Below are 16,878 nucleotides of genomic sequence, written 5' to 3'. Positions count from 1 at the left end.
AGACGCCAACCTCGTACTATCAGGGCTCCCGTTCGGGGGCCCTGATAGTTTTGGCCTGCCGGGCTATTCCCGATCCGTGGACATAGGCTTGATTGCACTCCCTTCTGACTGTGTTCATTTGAAAACAACAGACGCATTTATTCCGGTAAGATAGCGGTCCGAGCCAACGCAACCGAGAAGGATTTCTTATGCGGATTGCCATTCTGGATGACTATCAGGATCAGGTGCGCCACCTCCCCTGCTTTGCCCTGCTGGCGGGTCATGACGTCACCATCCTCAACCAGAGCGAACCCGATACAACGCGCCTTGCAGCCCTGCTGGAAGGAATGGAAGCACTGGTGCTGACCCGCGAGCGTACCCGCATCGACGAACAGCTGCTGATACAGCTTCCCACCCTTAAACTCATCAGCCAGACCGGCAACGTCAGCCAGCATATCGACCCGGCACTATGCCAGCAGTACGGCGTTGCCGTGGCAGAAGGGATCGGCAGCCCTATTGCTCCCGCCGAGCTCTGCTGGGCGCTCATCATGGCAGCCTCCCGTCATATACCTGCTTACAGCCAGGCGTTAAGCCAAGGCCAATGGCAGCAATCTGGTGACCTCAGTTTGGGACGCACGCTGCATGGGCTGACGCTCGGCATCTGGGGTTACGGCAAGATAGGCCAGCGGATCGCCCGCTATGGCAAGGCATTTGGCATGTCGGTACTGATATGGGGCAGTGAGGCTTCGCGCAGGCAGGCCGAGCTGGATGGCTATGCCTGCGCCTCCAGCAAGGAGGCTCTCTTCAGTCAAGCCGATATCCTCACGCTGCATCTGCGCCTGAGCAAGGCAACCCGCGGCGCTGTTACTCACGCAGACCTGGCCCACATGAAAGTTGACTCTCTGCTGGTCAATACCAGCCGTGCCGAACTTATCGAGCCGGGCGCCCTCTATGCAGAGCTAAGTACCCATCCTGGAAAACGGGCCGCGCTCGATGTATTTGACATCGAGCCGGCGACACAGGAAAGCGAACCCCTGCTGCGCCTGCCCAACGTCTTGGCGACGCCTCATCTCGGCTATGTGGAGCAAAACAGCTACGAACTCTACTTTCGCGTGGCGTTCGAGAATGTGCTGGCCTTTGCCGAAGGCAGACCTGCCAACCTGGTTCTGCCCATATCGGGTGGATGATCACGTTACTTCTGCAGTATTGGCGCCAATATCCAAATCCCTGGCAGATAAAGGAAAGCAACCTTCATGATCGAATACCAGAAGATGATTAGCAGCCAACCGTACAACTGCATGGCATCCGAGCTGGTCCAGTTGCGCCGGGAGGCGGCACGGCGCTATCGCCGTTTCAATCAGGCGGAAGAGGAGACAGAGCAGCGGGCACTACTGGCGGAGCTGATTGGCGAACTGGCAGAGACTGCCTTTATCTGCCCGCCCCTCTACTGCACCTATGGCCGACACATCCACCTGGGCAAGGACTCCTACATCAATATGGGGGCGACCCTGCTGGACAATGCCCCCATCCGCATCGGAGCCAACGTGATGATTGGGCCAAACGTGCAGATCTATACCGCAGCCCATGCACTGGAGGCCGACAAACGGATTCAGGGCACAGAGACGGCGCTGCGGTCACCATTGAAGACAAGGTCTGGATTGGGGGCGGCGCCATCTTGCTGCCTGGCGTCACCATAGGGCGGGAGGCGATCGTCGGCGCGGGCGCCGTAGTCACCAAAGATGTACCGGCCGGAGCTCGGGTAGTCGGCAACCCTGCCCGGATCCTGCCAGCCAAAAACAGGGCATAAGGCTGCCAACCTGGCTGCATCTTGATGCCGCCATCAGTTCACAACAGCCCCGACACCCCATAAAAAATAAAGCCCAATGTCACGAAGACGTTGGGCTGTTAAAAGGTGCTACGGAATTGCGACTCTCATCGCAGAAAAATTAGAAGGAGTGCCCTTCTAAACTGGCAGGGAGATATTAGCGAATGCGCAAACGTTTTACATAGTGAAATACAACAGGATTGCGAGGTACATCGCACTATTTAAATAATTACCTGCTATGGCGCGCGAAGCCTCTTTGACCCATTTATTTTCCCCAATTTCTCTGGTTACTATTCACGGTTAAACAGAAAAGCCCCGATTTCTCGAGGCTTTGCTTCTCTCAACCGCAACGTGGCCGAAAAGTCAGAAACGGCGGACAAACTCATCGATGGGCAGCTCGCGCAGTTTACGCGCTTCCAGCATGGGGGTACCGAGATAGAGGAAACCCACCAGCTGATCCTCTGCCGCCAGTCCCAATCCTTTGTTGATCTGCTCATCGAAGATAAACCAGCCGGAGCGCCAGATACCGTTGAAGCCCTGCGCCTGCGCCGCCATCTGCATCGCCATTAGGGCACAACCGGCAGAGAGCTCCTGCTCCAGTTTCGGCACCTTGGGATGATCCTGATAACGGGTTGCCACGGCGACGACCAAGGGCGCCCGCAGCGGCGCTTCGCTGCACTTCTTGATGCTCTCTTCATCTTCGCCACGAGCACGGGCCGCCTCGGCCAGCAGCTTGCCCAGCCGCTCGCGCCCCTCCCCTTCAAACAGAATGAACTGCCAGGGAGTCAGGGTGCCGTGATCCGGCGCGCGCAGACCCGCCTTGAGGATATTGTCGAGCACCTCACCGCTCGGGGCGGGATCGGCGAGACGGCCACAGGAGTGGCGATTGAGCAACAGGGTGAGGGCATCCATGGGCAATTCCTTCTCTGGGGCAATGATGGCGCTACCTTAGCACAGCACCGAATGAAGAAAACCCCTGAGGCTCAGGGGTTTATCGCACTATAAAGGGCAGGATGGCACAGCTGGCTAGATGATCGCAGCCAGCTCGGCCCCTTGCCTGATGGCGCGCTTGGCATCCAGCTCGGCAGCCACGTCGGCTCCACCGATGATATGCACCGGCTTGCCTGCCGCCTGCAACCCGGCCTGCAGCTCTTTAAGGGGCTCCTGCCCGGCGCAGACGATCACCTGATCCACCGGCAGACACTGCTTGCTCTCGCCCACCTGAATGTGCAAGCCCTCGTCATCGATCCCCAGATATTGCACCCCGGAGAGCATCTGCACCTTGCGGTTCTTGAGCACGGTACGGTGGATCCAGCCGGTGGTCTTACCAAGGCCGTCACCCACCTTGCTCTCCTTGCGCTGGAGCAGCCAGATCTGGCGCTCGGGGGCGTCGATTTCAGGAGCCGTGAGGCCACCACGCTCGCCAAGCTGTTTGTCGATGCCCCACTCCTTGAGCCAGTGATCACGGTGCCCATCGGCATCCATCTCCACTTTCTTCTCTACCAGATACTCAGCTACATCGAAGCCGATGCCGCCGGCACCGATCACCGCCACCTTCTGGCCGACCGGTTTGTGATCCCGCAATACGTCGAGATAACTCATCACCTTGGCATGCTCGATGCCCGGAATATTGGGGGTGCGCGGACGAATACCGGTAGCGAGGATCACCTCGTCAAAACCGCCGCCGAGCAGGCTCTCGGCACTCTGACGCTGGCCGAGATAGAGCTCGACGCCGCACTTCTCCAGCCGTTTGGCGAAATAGCGCAGGGTTTCGTGAAACTCCTCCTTGCCCGGGATCTGCTTGGCGAAGTTGAACTGGCCGCCGATTTCGCTGGCCTGATCGAACAGGCTCACCTGATGACCGCGCTCGGCAGCGTAGCAGGCAAACGCCAGCCCGGCGGGGCCCGCCCCCACCACCGCCAGCTTCTTGGGCTGGGGCACGCGGCCAAAGGTCAGCTCGGTCTCGAAACAGGCGCGGGGATTGACCAGACAGGAGGCGCGCTTCTGCTTGAACACATGGTCAAGGCAGGCCTGGTTGCAGGCGATGCAGGTGTTGATCTCATCCGCCCGGTTCTCGGCCGCCTTGATGACAAATTCGGGATCCGCCAGGAAGGGGCGCGCCATGGAGACCATATCCGCCTCGCCCCCCGCCAGAATCCGCTCTGCCACCTCTGGGGTGTTAATCCGGTTGGTAGTGATAAGCGGCACCTTGAGGTGTTTTTTCAGCTCGGCGGTCACCCAGCTGAAGGCGCCGCGCGGCACGCTGGTGGCGATGGTGGGAATACGCGCTTCGTGCCAACCGATACCGGTGTTGATGAGGGTCACCCCCACCGCTTCCAGCGCTTTGCCAAGGGCAATCACCTCTTCCAAGGTCGAGCCCTGCTCCACCAGATCCAGCATGGAGAGGCGGAAGATAATGATGAAATCGGTGCCGACCCGCTCGCGGATGGCGCGGACAATCTCCACCGGAAAGCGCATCCGGTTTTCGCTGCTGCCGCCCCAGCCGTCCGTGCGTTTGTTGGTACGCTCGCAGATGAACTGGTTGATGAGATAGCCTTCCGAGCCCATCACCTCGACGCCGTCATAACCGGCCGCCTTGGCCAACGCTGCTGTAGCCGCGAAGTCGCGAATGGTGCCGCGGATCTGCCGCTCGCTCATGGCGCGCGGTTTGAACGGGGAGATGGGGGCCTTGAGGGCGCTCGGCGCCAGACTGAACGGATGATAGGCGTAGCGACCGGCATGGAGGATCTGCAGCGCTATCTTGCCCCCCTCCTGATGCACGGCGCTGGTCACCTTCTTGTGCTTGCTCACCTGCCAGGGGAAGCTCAGCTGGGAACCGTGAGGCACCAGCCGCCCGCGCAGATTGGGGGCGATACCGCCGGTGACGATAAGGCCAACGCCACCACGGGCGCGATCGGCATAAAAGGCGGCCAGCTTGTCAAAACCGCCCTTCTCCTCTTCGAGGCCGGTATGCATGGAGCCCATCAATACGCGGTTGCGCAGCTGGGTAAAACCAAGGTCGAGCGGGGTCAGCAGGGTCGGATAGCGGCTCACGATGCCTCCAGTTAATTTTTTGTTATCAAACTGAGGCTAGAGTAAAGAATCGAAAATTCTTTTTCAAACAAATGTTTGGACAATTTTTCAGCGAACAGCCGTGCCCTGAACGAAGATAGGCGGGATCCGCCAGTCGGAAATGGCAATTTCGCCCGCAACTGGTTAATAATGGCTCTTCTCTACCCATTAACAGGGCGATAACGCGACTATGTCTATTTTCAAAGGTCTGGGTTGGTTGTTCCGCAGCCTGTGGCGCCTGCTCAATTTCACCCGGCTGATGCTGGTCAATCTGCTGTTTCTCATCGTAGTGCTGGTCATCGTCTTCAGCGTCAGCCAGAAAGAGGCCCCCAAGGCGCCCATCGAAGGGGCGCTAACCCTCAATCTCAACGGCGTGCTGGTGGAGCAACGCTCCCAGACAGATCCCACCGTACAACTGCTGCGCCAGATGGACAGCAGCGACGAACAGCCGAGCGAGATCGTTCTCTCCGACCTGCTGTGGGCCATCAAGAGTGCCAAGGATGACGAGCGCATCAAGGCGCTGGTGATCAAGCCACAAGGGCTGCAGGGAGCCAACTTCACCAAACTGCAGGAGGTGGCGAGTGCCATCGACTCCTTCCGGGAGAGCGGCAAACCGGTGATCGCCATGGCCGACTTCTACACTCAGGGCCAGTACCTGCTGGCGGCCCACGCCGATCACGTGCTGCTCAACCAGAGCGGCGCCGTGGTGATCGAGGGGCTTGGGGTCTACCAGACCTACTTCAAGTCAGCGCTGGAGAAGCTCAATATCACCCCGCACGTGTTCAAGGTCGGCACCTACAAATCCTTCGTCGAACCCTATACCCGCGACGAGATGTCCCCCGAGAGCAAAGAGGCGAACCAGCGCTGGCTGGATCAGCTGTGGCAATCCTATGTGGCTGATGTCGCCGAGCAGCGGGAGATCGAACCCGATGCGGTCGCACCGGGCAAGGAGCGCTTCCTCGAGCTGCTGCGCAAGGCCGGTGGCAATGCCGCCAACTACGCCCTCGACAACGGTCTGGTGGATCAGCTGGCCACCCGCGACGAGATGACCCAGGCGGTCATTAAAGAGGTGGGTGAAGCGGACGATCACGGCTGGAAAGGGGTCGGCCTGAAAGAGTATCTGGCTGCCATTCCGGAACAATATCCCCAGAGCGGCAAGGATGAGGTGGGTCTGGTGGTCGCCAGCGGCGCCATCATGGATGGCGTCCAACCTGTCGGTACCATCGGCGGTGATAGCCTCTCCGACCTGCTGGCCGATGCCCGCCGCGATGACAAGGTTAAAGCCGTGGTCCTGCGGGTTGACAGCCCCGGCGGCAGCGCCTTCGCCGCCGAGCAGATCCGCGCCGAGCTGCTGGCTCTGAAACAGGCTGGCAAACCGGTAGTGGTCTCCATGGGCAGCTATGCCGCCTCCGGTGGCTACTGGATCTCCGCCGATGCGGACAAGATCTTCGCCTCCCCGACCACCCTCACCGGCTCCATCGGGGTATTCGGCATGTTCGCCACCATCGACAAGGCGTTGGCCCAGTTCGGGGTGCATACCGACGGGGTTGGCACCACAGATTACGTCGGCGTCGGCCCGACCCGCGCCCTGCCGGATCACGTCGGTCAGGCCATCCAGCTGAGTGTGGAGGATACCTACCAGCGCTTCATCGGTCTGGTCAGCAAGGGCCGTGGTCTGAGCCCGGAAGAGGCCGAAAAAGCGGCCGAAGGCCGAGTCTGGACCGGCGAAGATGCCAAGGCCCTGGGGCTGGTGGACGAGTTCGGCAATCTGGATGACGCCATCAAGGCAGCCGCCGAACTGGCCAACCTCAAAGAGTGGCAGGTGACCCCCATCGAGCAGGAGGAGTCCACCAAGGACAAGTTCCTGCGCCAGCTGTTTGACAGCAGTGCTCAAGTGCTGGCCCCCCAGTTGCAAAGCTGGCTGCCGGCTGGATTTGGCAAGGCATTGGTGGAAGTGAACCGCAGTCTCGACCCGCTCACCCGCTTCAACGATCCGCAAGGCACCTACGCCTTCTGCCCGGTCTGTGTGCAGTAAGCAAGCGGCGAATGCCCCATAAAAAACGGCGACCAGATGGTCGCCGTTTTCTTTATTTTACGAGTGCCAGCAGCACCGCCAACTTGCTCAATCAGGGATTGAGACGGGTCGGCATACCGGTACGCTGTTCCAGCACCTGCTTGACCACGTTGGAGTCAGACTCGGCGTGGGCGATGAAACGGGTGATAGCCGGTGTCATCGGGAGCGGCACGGAGGCGGTGGAGTTGAACTCCTCCTCGGTGCGCGACAGCGGCTCGTGTACTTCCATGTAGCGACCGCCATCCGGCTCGACCGTGGTCTTGACCGGCTGGTTGACGAACTGGACGCGGGTGCCGACCGGCACGTTGTCGAACAGATACTTGATGTCGTCAGCACGCAGACGCACGCAACCGCTGCTCACCCGCAGACCGATACCGAAGGTGGCATTGGTACCGTGAATGGCATAGAGGTTGCCGATGTAGAGGGCGTGCAGACCCATGGGGTTATCCGGACCGGCTGGCCATACTGCCGGCAGAGTCTTGCCCTGGGCGGCATAGCGACGACGGATGTTCTCGGTCGGGGTCCAGGTCGGGTTGGCGCGTTTGCGCTCTACCTTGGTGATCCAGTTCTCCGGGGTGTTTACCCCCAGCTGACCGATGCCGATGGGCAGCACTTCCACCACGTTCTTCCCTTTCGGGTAGTAGTAGAGACGCATCTCGGCAACGTTGATGACGATCCCTTCGCGGGGCGCGTTGGGCAGGATCAGCTGGTGGGGGATGATCAGGGTGCTACCCGCTTTCGGCAGATAGGGATCAACGCCCGGGTTGGCTTCCATGATGTTGGTCAGACCCAGCTGGAAGTCAGCAGCGATCTGCTCCAGCGGACGGTTGTCCGCAGGCACCACGTATTCCTGGTTTTCACCGATCAGGCGGCTGTTGGCCGCAGGCAGACGGTACTCGACGGCGGCAGCCTGCTGGCTGACCAGCGCAAATGTGCATAAAAGGGCCGAAGCGGCAGTGCGAAGGGGATTCATAAAATTCCTGTGTGGTTTCCTGTACCAAATGGGCCGGGGGCCGTCTCATCCTCGGTCTGCCGGTGGCGGGTCAACCTGCCCCACGACGCCAATAACCGAGCGCGCATTCTTTCCTGAGTCGGCCAAAATTTCAACTTCCATATGTTGCTTTTCTTGTTAAAAGTAGCCGTTTTCGATGTGACGCTTATCAACAGGGCAAAAGCCACACTGGCAAGTCGCAGCTGAGTGAAAGATGAATGGCACGGCCCGCCTGGCAGCGAGCCACTCCAGCCCCCGTCAACCACAGCGCAGCGCCACCTTGCTTCACGGTTGCAGCCCTAGCCAAAACGTTTGTCACACCGGGAGAGATAGACCAATGTCGACGGAGGCTCTTTATTGGGATGAAGAGGGATAAAACCGTGCGTCGGCTACCCGCCGGTGCTGGCAGCCACCATAAAAAAACCGCTCCGAAGAGCGGTTAATGGAGCCACCAGGCAACCATAAAAGGGACTACAGGTAGTTGTCATTGGAATTACTGGACGGCTGCCTCTCCGGTGCCATTCTGCTCTTTGAGGAAGCTGATCCACGGAGATGCCCGACCACTAACGTTGCCATTCTGAGCCGCCTGGGTGAAGGCGTTGAGGGCCTCCTTCGGCTTTTGTTGCTCAAAATAGGCGACCCCGGTCAGGAACTTGAGATCAGCACGCTGTTCACCATTGGCATTGGCTGCCGGTTTGGCGGCCAGCGCCACCAGATCCTGATAGCGCTTGCTCTGGATCATCATGCGCGCCATTTTCAGCTGCAATTCGGCGCTCGGGGCCAGCTGGTAGGATTTGGCCAGGGTGTCGATGGCCGGATCCAGCTCCTTGGCCTGATGCCAGTAGTTGGCCAGGGTCTTGTAGTTGCTGGCGCTCTGCTCAATCACCCCGTCCTTCATCCCCTTCTCCATCACCCGTGCGGCGCGATGGGGAATGCCGGTGAAGGCGAGGTAGTTGGCGAGGCGCTGCAGCTCGGCGGCCTCGGTCAACATGCCGAGGTTGTAGGCCGATTCCAGCGCCGCCAGCGCCTTGGCATCGTTGCCTGCCTGCATATGCATGGCCGACAGCTGGGTCCAGTACTTCTTCTTCTCCGGGAACATGTTGACCAGAGAGGTCAGCACCTCGGTCGCCGGTTTGTACTGTTTCAGCTCGTAGTGAGCGCCCATCTTCAGCAGATACCAGGACTCCGGCGCTTTACCTGCCGACAGCTTGATCGCCTGATCCACCGCCGGGATCGCGTCACGGTACTGCTTGAGCTGCACGTGAGCGTTGGCCAGCGTGATATAGGCATGGGAGTTGGGCTTGTCATCCTTGCCCTGGTTGGCAAACCACTCCTTCATGGTCTTGATCGAGCCCTGATAATTACCCTCAGCCATATAGAGCTGGGCCAGGTTGTAGCGCACCTGCTGGGCCACCGGTGGCGGCAGGCCGCCTGTCGCGATGGCATCGGCAAAGTACTTGGTCGCCTGACCGTATTTCTCCTGCTGGGCGGCTACGAAACCGAGCGTCTGCAATATGACTCCCTTGTCGTAGACCCGATCACCCACGCTGGAGAGTGCCTCCTGCAATCTGGCATTCGCCAAACCGTATTGCTTGTCAGTGATCAGCTCCTGCGCCTTGTTGACCGCCCGATAGGCCCGATCCGACAGGGTCGGCTGCTCGGCTGCCCAACTGGCGGTGCTAAGCAGCACCGCCATGGCGACCGGGGCGAGGATCATCTTGTGTAACTTGTTCATCGCCACCTTCCTTAGTTGACCGCAAACTCGATCTCTTGCTGCATACGGCTCGCCTGCGGCTTGCCATCCACCATGGCCGGTTTGAACGTCCACTTGGCGATGGTTTTGCGCGCCTCTTTGCCGAGGTCATAACTGCGCGGCTCTTCCTTGACGATCCGCACGTTGCTGACGGTGCCGCGCTCGGTGACGGTGAACTCCACCAGCACCTTGCCGGAGGCCAGTCCAGCCAGTGCCGCCTTGCGGGGCATCATGGGCTCGAAGGTGGCCAGCGGAATGGCACCATTGTTGCCACCGACGCCGCCACCACCGCCACCGGTGCTGTAGGCACCCAGCGCGTTGCCACCACCGATGTTGACCGGGATGTCGAGCTTGGGCATGTCCATCGGCGCGCTATCCATCTTCGGCCGATCCGTGCTGGCCACCTCCATCTCGGGAGGCGGCGGCGGACGCTTGGGCGGCGGCGGTTTGGGCAGCTCCCGCTGTTTCTCTTGCAGGGTCTCCTGGGGCTTGAGGCGGATGAAATCGGTCATGCTGACGTCCTCCTTCTCCACCAGCTCCCGGTGATCCGGTGTGATCAGCTTGTTCATTCCCAGAAACAGAAAGAACACCACCACACAGGAGACCGCCAACGATATCAGGTATCTCATAGGTCTCTCTCCGGCATCAGCTGCTCTTGTCTGCCGCGATGGAGATGTTCTGGACACCGGCCATGCGGATCTGATCCATGACCTGCACCACCAGACCGGAACGGGATTCGTTATCGGCCTGGATCACCACGGCGCTCTCCGGGTTTTCGGCCCGCAGCCGCTCGATGTTGGCGCGTACCGCCCCCACCTCGACCACCCGCTTGTCGACCCAGACCTGACCGTTTTCGCGCACCGCGACCATGATATTGCCCTTCTTCACCGTCTCGGCCGTGCTGGCACTGGGACGGTTGATCTCGACACCGGACTCCTTGACGAAGGAGGTGGTGACGATGAAGAAGATCAGCATGATGAACACTATGTCCAGCATGGGGGTCAAATCGATAGCCGCCTCGTCAGCACCGCTGTCGCTGTAACGTTTTCTCATAGCAGAAACTCCTTGCTTGTTCTGTGCCCCCGGCAGGCCATGCCTCGCCGGGGGTATGCATCCTGCATCAACCGTGTTTCAGGTTGTCTTCCAGCTTTTGCACCGCCAGTTTGGCCTTGTGATCGAGCTGGTTGACAAAAAACAGGCCGGAAAGGGCGGCGATCATGCCCGCCATGGTCGGTACCGTTGCCTTGGAGATCCCCGATGCCATCGCCCGCGGCGAACCGGTGCCGGTGATGGCCAGGGTGTCAAACACCTGCACCATCCCCACCACAGTGCCCAGCAGCCCCATCAACGGGCAGAGAGCGATCAGCACCTTGATGACCGGCATCCCCTTGTCCACCGCCATGGCAACCCGAGAGACCAGCTCGCGCCGGATCTGCTTGGCAGACCAGGAGAGATGATCAGTGCGGGCCAGCCAGGTAGCCTTGGTCTGCTTAACCTGCTTGGGGTAGACCGCCATGAAGTAGAACCAGCGCTCCAGCAACAGGGCCCACATCATCAGGGTCAGGAAGAACAGGGCGACCAGTACATCGCCCCCCAATCCCAAAAACCGGCGGACCGACTCGACTTCTTCAATCAACCAGAACCACATGGGTGACTCCTTACGCTGCGGCTTTGGAAGCGTGCAGACGTTCCTGATAACGGGCGACGAAACCGGCGCTCTGCTCTTCCAGCACCTGGATCAGACGACGGCTCTGGGTCTGCACAATGGTGTAGAGGAACAACATGGGCACCGCGACGACCAGACCCTGCATGGTGGTCACCAGCGCCTCGGAGATACCGCCCGCCATCAGCTTGGGATCGCCGGTACCGAACAATGTGATGGCCTGGAAGGTGGCAATCATCCCCACTACGGTACCGAGCAGCCCCAGCAGCGGCGCGACGGAAGCGATCAGCTTGATGATGCTGATGCCCTTCTCGAACTTGGGCACGTTGCGCAGGATGATCTCGTCGAGCTTGGACTCCAGATCCTCGATGTTGTCACCGCGATGACTCTGGTAGGCCCCCAGCATGTCACCAATGGGGTTGCCCTTGATGATCTGATCGGATTTCAGCTGCTTGCGCATGGACGAGCCGATCAGCGACAGGCGGATACCGCAGAAGATGGCCAGCAGGGTACCTATGACCCCCAATGCCAGGATCACATAACCCACGGAACCACCCTGATCGATACGCTCCTTGAGGGTCGGTGACTGCACCAGCAGGGAGAGGATCACGCCGCGAGACGGGTCGATAAAGATGGGCTTGACCCCGTCACCACCCTGTTCAAACTCGGCGATGGGAGCCAGCACGCTCTTCTCCGGTTGACGGGAGAGCTGCTCGAATTTACCGGTCTCCGACACGAAGGTGAGGTACTTGCCTTCGGAGACAGTGTTGAACTCGCCGATCTGGGTGACGGTCTTCTCGGCCTGGTTGCCCTCGCCGTAAACCACGGTCGCCGGGATCTGGCTCACCTTGCCACCGTCCACCATGCGGCTGAGGGTGGTGGTCCAGAACGCTTCCAGATCGTCGCTGGAGGGGAGCTCTTTACTCTCGGCCATACGGGTCAACAGGGCCGATTGCTCCGGATGCTCGACCCGACGGGCGGAGGCATTGAAGATCCCCTTGAACTCACCGGCGAACTGACGCAGCACACCAAACATCTCGCCCATGTTGCCGGAACGCTGGCGCAGGGTTTCAGTCAATTCGGTCAGCTGCTTGTCATTGGCATCAAAGGTCGCCTTGAGCTGCTCGCCCTTGGCGGTTTCGGCAGCCAGCTCGGCCTTGGCCTTGGCCAGCAGCGCCCCCTGCTCGTTCTTGTCAGCCAGGAAGCGGGCTTCCCGCTCCTTGTTGAGTTGGGATTCGCTCAGGCTGGAGGCCTTGACCTGGTTCAGCAGCGCATTGAGATCCACCGGTTTTTCGGCGGCGGTCACCGGCAGGGTGACCAGGGTTGCTCCCGCAATCAGGGAGGCAATAGCAAGTTTGATTCCTTTCATGATGCTTTCTCCGCAGTTTGAACCGGCAGCTTGATCAGCGCGGGAGGCGCCTGCTTCTTGGCGATGCGAAGGCCCTGTTCAACCGCACTGCGATACTCCTGGGGCAACTCTTCCCACTGGCGGGTCTGCTTGTTCCACATGCCGGTCTCCTGACCATCCGGGGACTGGTAAAGCAGTGCGATACGGCCAACGCGCAGGAACTCGTAGGTCTTCTCGCTGCCATCCTTGTCCAGGCTCGCCTTGTAGGCCTCGATGGTGCGGCTGAAGCCCTCCTCGATCTGGTAGGCTTCCAGGATCTTGCGGTATTTCTCGGAGATGGTGACATCGGCCCGGTTCATCAGGTCGGTCAGAGCCGCCACGCGGTCCTCGCGCTCGACCTTCTGGAACGGCAGATCCAGTGACACAAACTGCTCGAGGGAGTCGATCATCTTGAGCATCAAGGGCACCACTTCGGTGCTGGTCTGATCAATCTGGGCGATCTGCTTTTGCATCGACGCCAGCTCGGCACTCTGGGACTCGACCATCTTGCTCACCTGCTCGTTGTAGGTGCGCAGACTGTCGACCTGACGCAGGGCGGCCTTGTACTGGGCCAATGCGGATTCGGCAGATTCGGCATAGCTGTCGATCTTCTGCTGGGAAACTTTGGATGCGTTGTCGGTGGCGGCTTGAGCGTCCACGGCCTGACCGGCAGTGGCGGCACTCAGATTGAAGCTGGTCAACAAGGCGGCCGAAACCAGGCTGCCAAGGAGCGCTTTCTTCATTGTAATGGTCCTTGTCTTCATAGGATTACCCTATCTCCGTAACTTCCTTGGACGTTGGGCACAGCCGGCCCGACCGGGCCGGCTGAGGTTGTATATCAACAGGGTTGATTAGAACTTGTAGTTCGCTCTCAGGTAATAAGTTCTACCGAGCACATCATAAGTAACGGTATCTGTATTCGCTGACAGCGCATTCAAGATAAGTGGTGGTGTTTTGTCAAACACGTTATTAATCCCAGTGGTCAAACGCAAGGATTTAGTCACCTGATAACGCGCATTCAAATCATGGTAAACCATACTCGGGACATTAAAATCTATGTCATCTGCCGTATAAGTAACACCTTTAATATAACGAGCAGACCAACTCCCTCCCACTTTTTCATTAAACAGATCCAGTGACATTGTTGAGCGCCACTTTGAATAGTTGCCAATTTGGTCGCTAACAAATGTGCCCGCATAATCCAGTGTTTCACCATTTGGCTGAGTCACCTCATATTTCTTTAAATATGAGTTTTCCCAGTTAGCAGCAAGCATTGCAAAATCGAAATCGTAGGCATATTTAACATTAAAATCTACGCCATTGGTTTCCAACGAATTCAAATTTGCATAGGTGGCATCGATCCCCATTATTTTTCCATCTGGCGCGCGATCTATCTTGTCGCAGAACTGGCCACTAGAAAAACACTGATCCAACATATACTGAGGATTAACAACATCAATGACGTCATCCAGTTTAACCGACCAGAGATCGACTGTCAGAGATGCATTTTCTATATACGAAGGGGAATATACAGCCCCCAAAGAGGTACTATATCCTTGCTCTGGTTTTAGCTCGCTATTACCACCGTAGTAAACTGGTTTTTGCGGGTCATCATCTTGCCCTGTAGGATCAGTTAATGGATCAAAGCTCTGTGATTTACCGCTATACAGATCAGAGATTGTCGGCGCTCTGAACACATCAGAATAAGTACCACGCAACATCAGGTCACTATATGGACGATAGGTAATGCTATAACCCATTGCGATATTGTCACCAAATGAGCTGTAATTATCATAGCGTGAAGAGACACTCGCTTCCAAGGACTCTACAAAAGGCTTATCTGACAACAGTGGAACGATCAACTCGCCATACAAAGAGTTAACATCATAGCTCCCCTTGGTGGCGGTTTCTGCATTACCAGTTGCATTACCCAGGGATACCAATGCATCTGGATTAGTTTCACCACTTTCCTTGCGTACCTGATAGCCGGTAGCAAATCCGATAGTGCCTGCTTGCCACTCTAGCAAATCACCAGACAAGTTAAACTCCAATGACTGCTGCTCATTTGAGCCATTGTCATTACGGGTAAAACTCGCATACTTGAGCGCTTCCTGGCTTAAGCCACCACCAAACAAGTTCCAAGGCACACAACCAGCTATTACTTTTCCTCCGGAGTCAAGGCACTGCTTGCCATCAGCAGATGTTGCACCAATGGCATTATTAATGCGGTCCTTCATGAACACATTTTGTTCAGACTCAGTCGTTTTGGTCTTGCCATAAACAAACGCAGTATCCCAAGTCCAGGAGTTTTCAAGTTGCCCATCAAAACCTAATACCAATCGGCTAGTCGATGAGTCAAACATCCGATTTCGACCACCGGCTTCAATAGTGCGATACCGCCAGTCAGATATATCTTCACCGGTTGTATTAAATGCATTATCTTTCGAAATTGGATTCAAACCATCAGTACCTGAAGCCAATGGTGTCGCGGCCAACAAATAATCTGATTGACGATTTAAATAAGATGCTTCAGAGAAAAACCTTGTTTCACCCAGCCCCCCCAATTGTCCCAGAGAGCGATCTCCAAAGAAGGACGTATACCAACGTTTGCTTGGTGTCTTTAAGTAGTTTGCCGGAGCATAATTATATGCGTCAGCAACAGAATCATATGGCCGAAGGGTTGCACTGCCTTCAGGCCCCTTTGTCAGAACCCCTTGACTGGTTTTGAAATAGCCCCAAGGGACACGGCTACTGCCTCCAATATATTGGCCACCCTCACCATCATGCTCATAATCGACATTTGAAAAAGAGCGGGATCCGGCCATTGCTTCTTTTTCTTCCACGAGACCAGCAGAGAACACATAGTTGGAAACATCCGTTGAACCGCCGACAACCATGTTCACATCGTGAGCTTCTGCATCGGATTTACTGGTTTGACCAATTTGACCATTCAGCTCAAACCCATCAAATCCAGTCTTGGTGATAATGTTAACCACACCGCCCACTGCATCAGCACCATAGATGGAGGATGCTCCGTTCTTAAGGATCTCAACACGCTCAATGATTGCAACAGGAATAGTATTCAGGTCAACAGATGAGTTCGCGCCAGAGCCGCCATACACCATTCGTCTGCCATTCACCAATACCAACGTTCTTTGCGTACCCAAACCTCGCAGGTTTACGGTAACCGTACCATTGCCACCGTTGTTAACAGATGTACTTTGTGCCTGACCTGAAATAGCTGGAATACGCTGCAGAATATCACCAACAGAAGTTAAACCACTTCTTTCGATATCAGCTTTGCTCATCACCTGCACAGGTTGTGCAGTCTCAACTTCAACCCGAGAGATACGAGAGCCAGTGACTTTGATTTTCTGCAGTTTTTCGACGTTCTGCCCTTCTTCGGCAGATACGGATGGGGACGCCGCAAGGCTCGCCAAGGCGAACGCAATCGCAGCAGAGATTCTGCTCTTCCTAAGCATCGCTTATATCCTTCCTGGTTGTTTATTGTTTGCTTCCTGATACCGCCCTCTTTGGAGCGATGTGTAAGGCTTATCAATCTTTGACTAGCGACGTCAATGGAGCAGGGGTATGGTGAGGTCAGGCGTAGAATAAGCGGAGTGTATTAATTTTGACCGGCATAATTAGTGAATAATTCTGCCAAAAACAACCCGTGCAATGTAAAAACATTGTTAAATGGCATAAATGGCGCTGAATTAAAATTTGATGAACTTATTAGTTAACGTGCTGTCCGTTTATATCTTATTTTGATTTATTGGCATTAATAAGAATAAAACACTAACTTCATGAGGGTTGCACCTGACCGTTCTCATGGGGATAACAGATAAAATTGTCGAGATGACATCGTTTTCCTTCAATTTCACGCCACAAACAAAAACATTACAAATCAACAAGTTAAAGGCACTCAAAACTCAAACAAACAGCTGTTTATATTTTTTAAAATAATGTTGAGCAGTAGCGTTTTGTTTTGATTTTCACTTTTCAGATAAAAAACGTCATTTTTCGGTGCTTTTGGTCTCAGCGGGTCATTTGTCCCAGTTTTCCATTTCCTTGCACTTGATTTTTGTTGCAGAGCTTTTACAGTGGCCAAGCGGATTGTCTGCTGTTTGGCAA

At 56.8% G+C, this 16,878-nt stretch carries 12 protein-coding genes and 1 pseudogene; 3 read left to right on the top strand and 10 right to left on the bottom strand.

The window, feature by feature from the left end; all coding sequences use genetic code 11:
• The first annotated feature begins 188 nt into the window (after positions 1-188).
• Together AB5Z09_RS00905 and AB5Z09_RS00900 are read left to right on the top strand one after the other, a co-directional pair.
• Entirely contained in the window at positions 189-1,166 is a 978-nt protein-coding gene (locus AB5Z09_RS00905; protein WP_368194439.1) for a D-2-hydroxyacid dehydrogenase family protein, read from the top strand.
• Positions 1,167-1,232: 66 nt separating this feature from the next.
• A pseudogene (locus tag AB5Z09_RS00900) lies at positions 1,233-1,786 on the top strand (sugar O-acetyltransferase).
• Positions 1,787-2,167: 381 nt separating this feature from the next.
• Here the strand turns inward: AB5Z09_RS00900 and AB5Z09_RS00895 are convergent.
• Positions 2,168-2,716 (bottom strand): NAD(P)H nitroreductase, encoded by a 549-nt coding sequence (locus AB5Z09_RS00895; protein WP_179902439.1) that lies wholly within the window; start codon positions 2,714-2,716, stop codon positions 2,168-2,170.
• Between the two features lie 114 nt (positions 2,717-2,830).
• The gene (locus tag AB5Z09_RS00890; RefSeq protein WP_368194437.1) at positions 2,831-4,858 is read right to left on the bottom strand and encodes an FAD-dependent oxidoreductase; all 2,028 of its coding nucleotides are present in this window, start codon (positions 4,856-4,858) and stop codon (positions 2,831-2,833) included.
• A gap of 208 nt (positions 4,859-5,066) precedes the next feature.
• Between AB5Z09_RS00890 and sppA the strand changes: the two genes are divergently transcribed.
• Positions 5,067-6,911: a signal peptide peptidase SppA gene (gene sppA, locus AB5Z09_RS00885; protein WP_368194435.1), complete on the top strand. Its 1,845-nt coding sequence runs from the start codon at positions 5,067-5,069 to the stop codon at positions 6,909-6,911.
• 91 nt (positions 6,912-7,002) lie between these two features.
• On the opposite strand, the gene AB5Z09_RS00880 is transcribed toward sppA, so the two are convergent.
• From AB5Z09_RS00880 to AB5Z09_RS00845, 8 genes are all read right to left on the bottom strand, one after another.
• Positions 7,003-7,923 (bottom strand): L,D-transpeptidase family protein, encoded by a 921-nt coding sequence (locus AB5Z09_RS00880; protein ID WP_005338927.1) that lies wholly within the window; start codon positions 7,921-7,923, stop codon positions 7,003-7,005.
• A gap of 511 nt (positions 7,924-8,434) precedes the next feature.
• The gene (locus tag AB5Z09_RS00875; RefSeq protein WP_139405674.1) at positions 8,435-9,676 is read right to left on the bottom strand and encodes a lipopolysaccharide assembly protein LapB; all 1,242 of its coding nucleotides are present in this window, start codon (positions 9,674-9,676) and stop codon (positions 8,435-8,437) included.
• 11 nt (positions 9,677-9,687) lie between these two features.
• The gene (locus tag AB5Z09_RS00870) at positions 9,688-10,323 is read right to left on the bottom strand and encodes an energy transducer TonB (protein WP_201992284.1); all 636 of its coding nucleotides are present in this window, start codon (positions 10,321-10,323) and stop codon (positions 9,688-9,690) included.
• A gap of 16 nt (positions 10,324-10,339) precedes the next feature.
• A complete protein-coding gene (locus tag AB5Z09_RS00865; RefSeq protein ID WP_005338933.1) occupies positions 10,340-10,747 on the bottom strand; it encodes a biopolymer transporter ExbD in 408 nt (135 codons plus the stop codon).
• 67 nt (positions 10,748-10,814) lie between these two features.
• Complete coding sequence (locus AB5Z09_RS00860) at positions 10,815-11,342, bottom strand: MotA/TolQ/ExbB proton channel family protein (protein ID WP_005338936.1); 528 nt, start codon at positions 11,340-11,342, stop codon at positions 10,815-10,817.
• Between the two features lie 10 nt (positions 11,343-11,352).
• A complete protein-coding gene (locus AB5Z09_RS00855; protein WP_368194432.1) occupies positions 11,353-12,726 on the bottom strand; it encodes a MotA/TolQ/ExbB proton channel family protein in 1,374 nt (457 codons plus the stop codon).
• The gene (locus AB5Z09_RS00850; protein WP_005338938.1) at positions 12,723-13,487 is read right to left on the bottom strand and encodes a DUF3450 domain-containing protein; all 765 of its coding nucleotides are present in this window, start codon (positions 13,485-13,487) and stop codon (positions 12,723-12,725) included. Before AB5Z09_RS00850 ends, AB5Z09_RS00855 begins: the two co-directional genes overlap by 4 nt.
• Positions 13,488-13,595: 108 nt before the next feature.
• On the bottom strand, positions 13,596-16,226 hold the full coding sequence (locus tag AB5Z09_RS00845) for a TonB-dependent receptor (RefSeq protein ID WP_224968641.1): 2,631 nt from the start codon (positions 16,224-16,226) through the stop codon (positions 13,596-13,598).
• Positions 16,227-16,878 lie beyond the last annotated feature (652 nt).

The sequence above is a fragment of the Aeromonas sp. R2-2 genome, from assembly GCF_040908355.1.
Classification (GTDB): domain Bacteria; phylum Pseudomonadota; class Gammaproteobacteria; order Enterobacterales; family Aeromonadaceae; genus Aeromonas; species Aeromonas veronii.
This window is presented reverse-complemented; position numbering and strand designations above follow the sequence as displayed.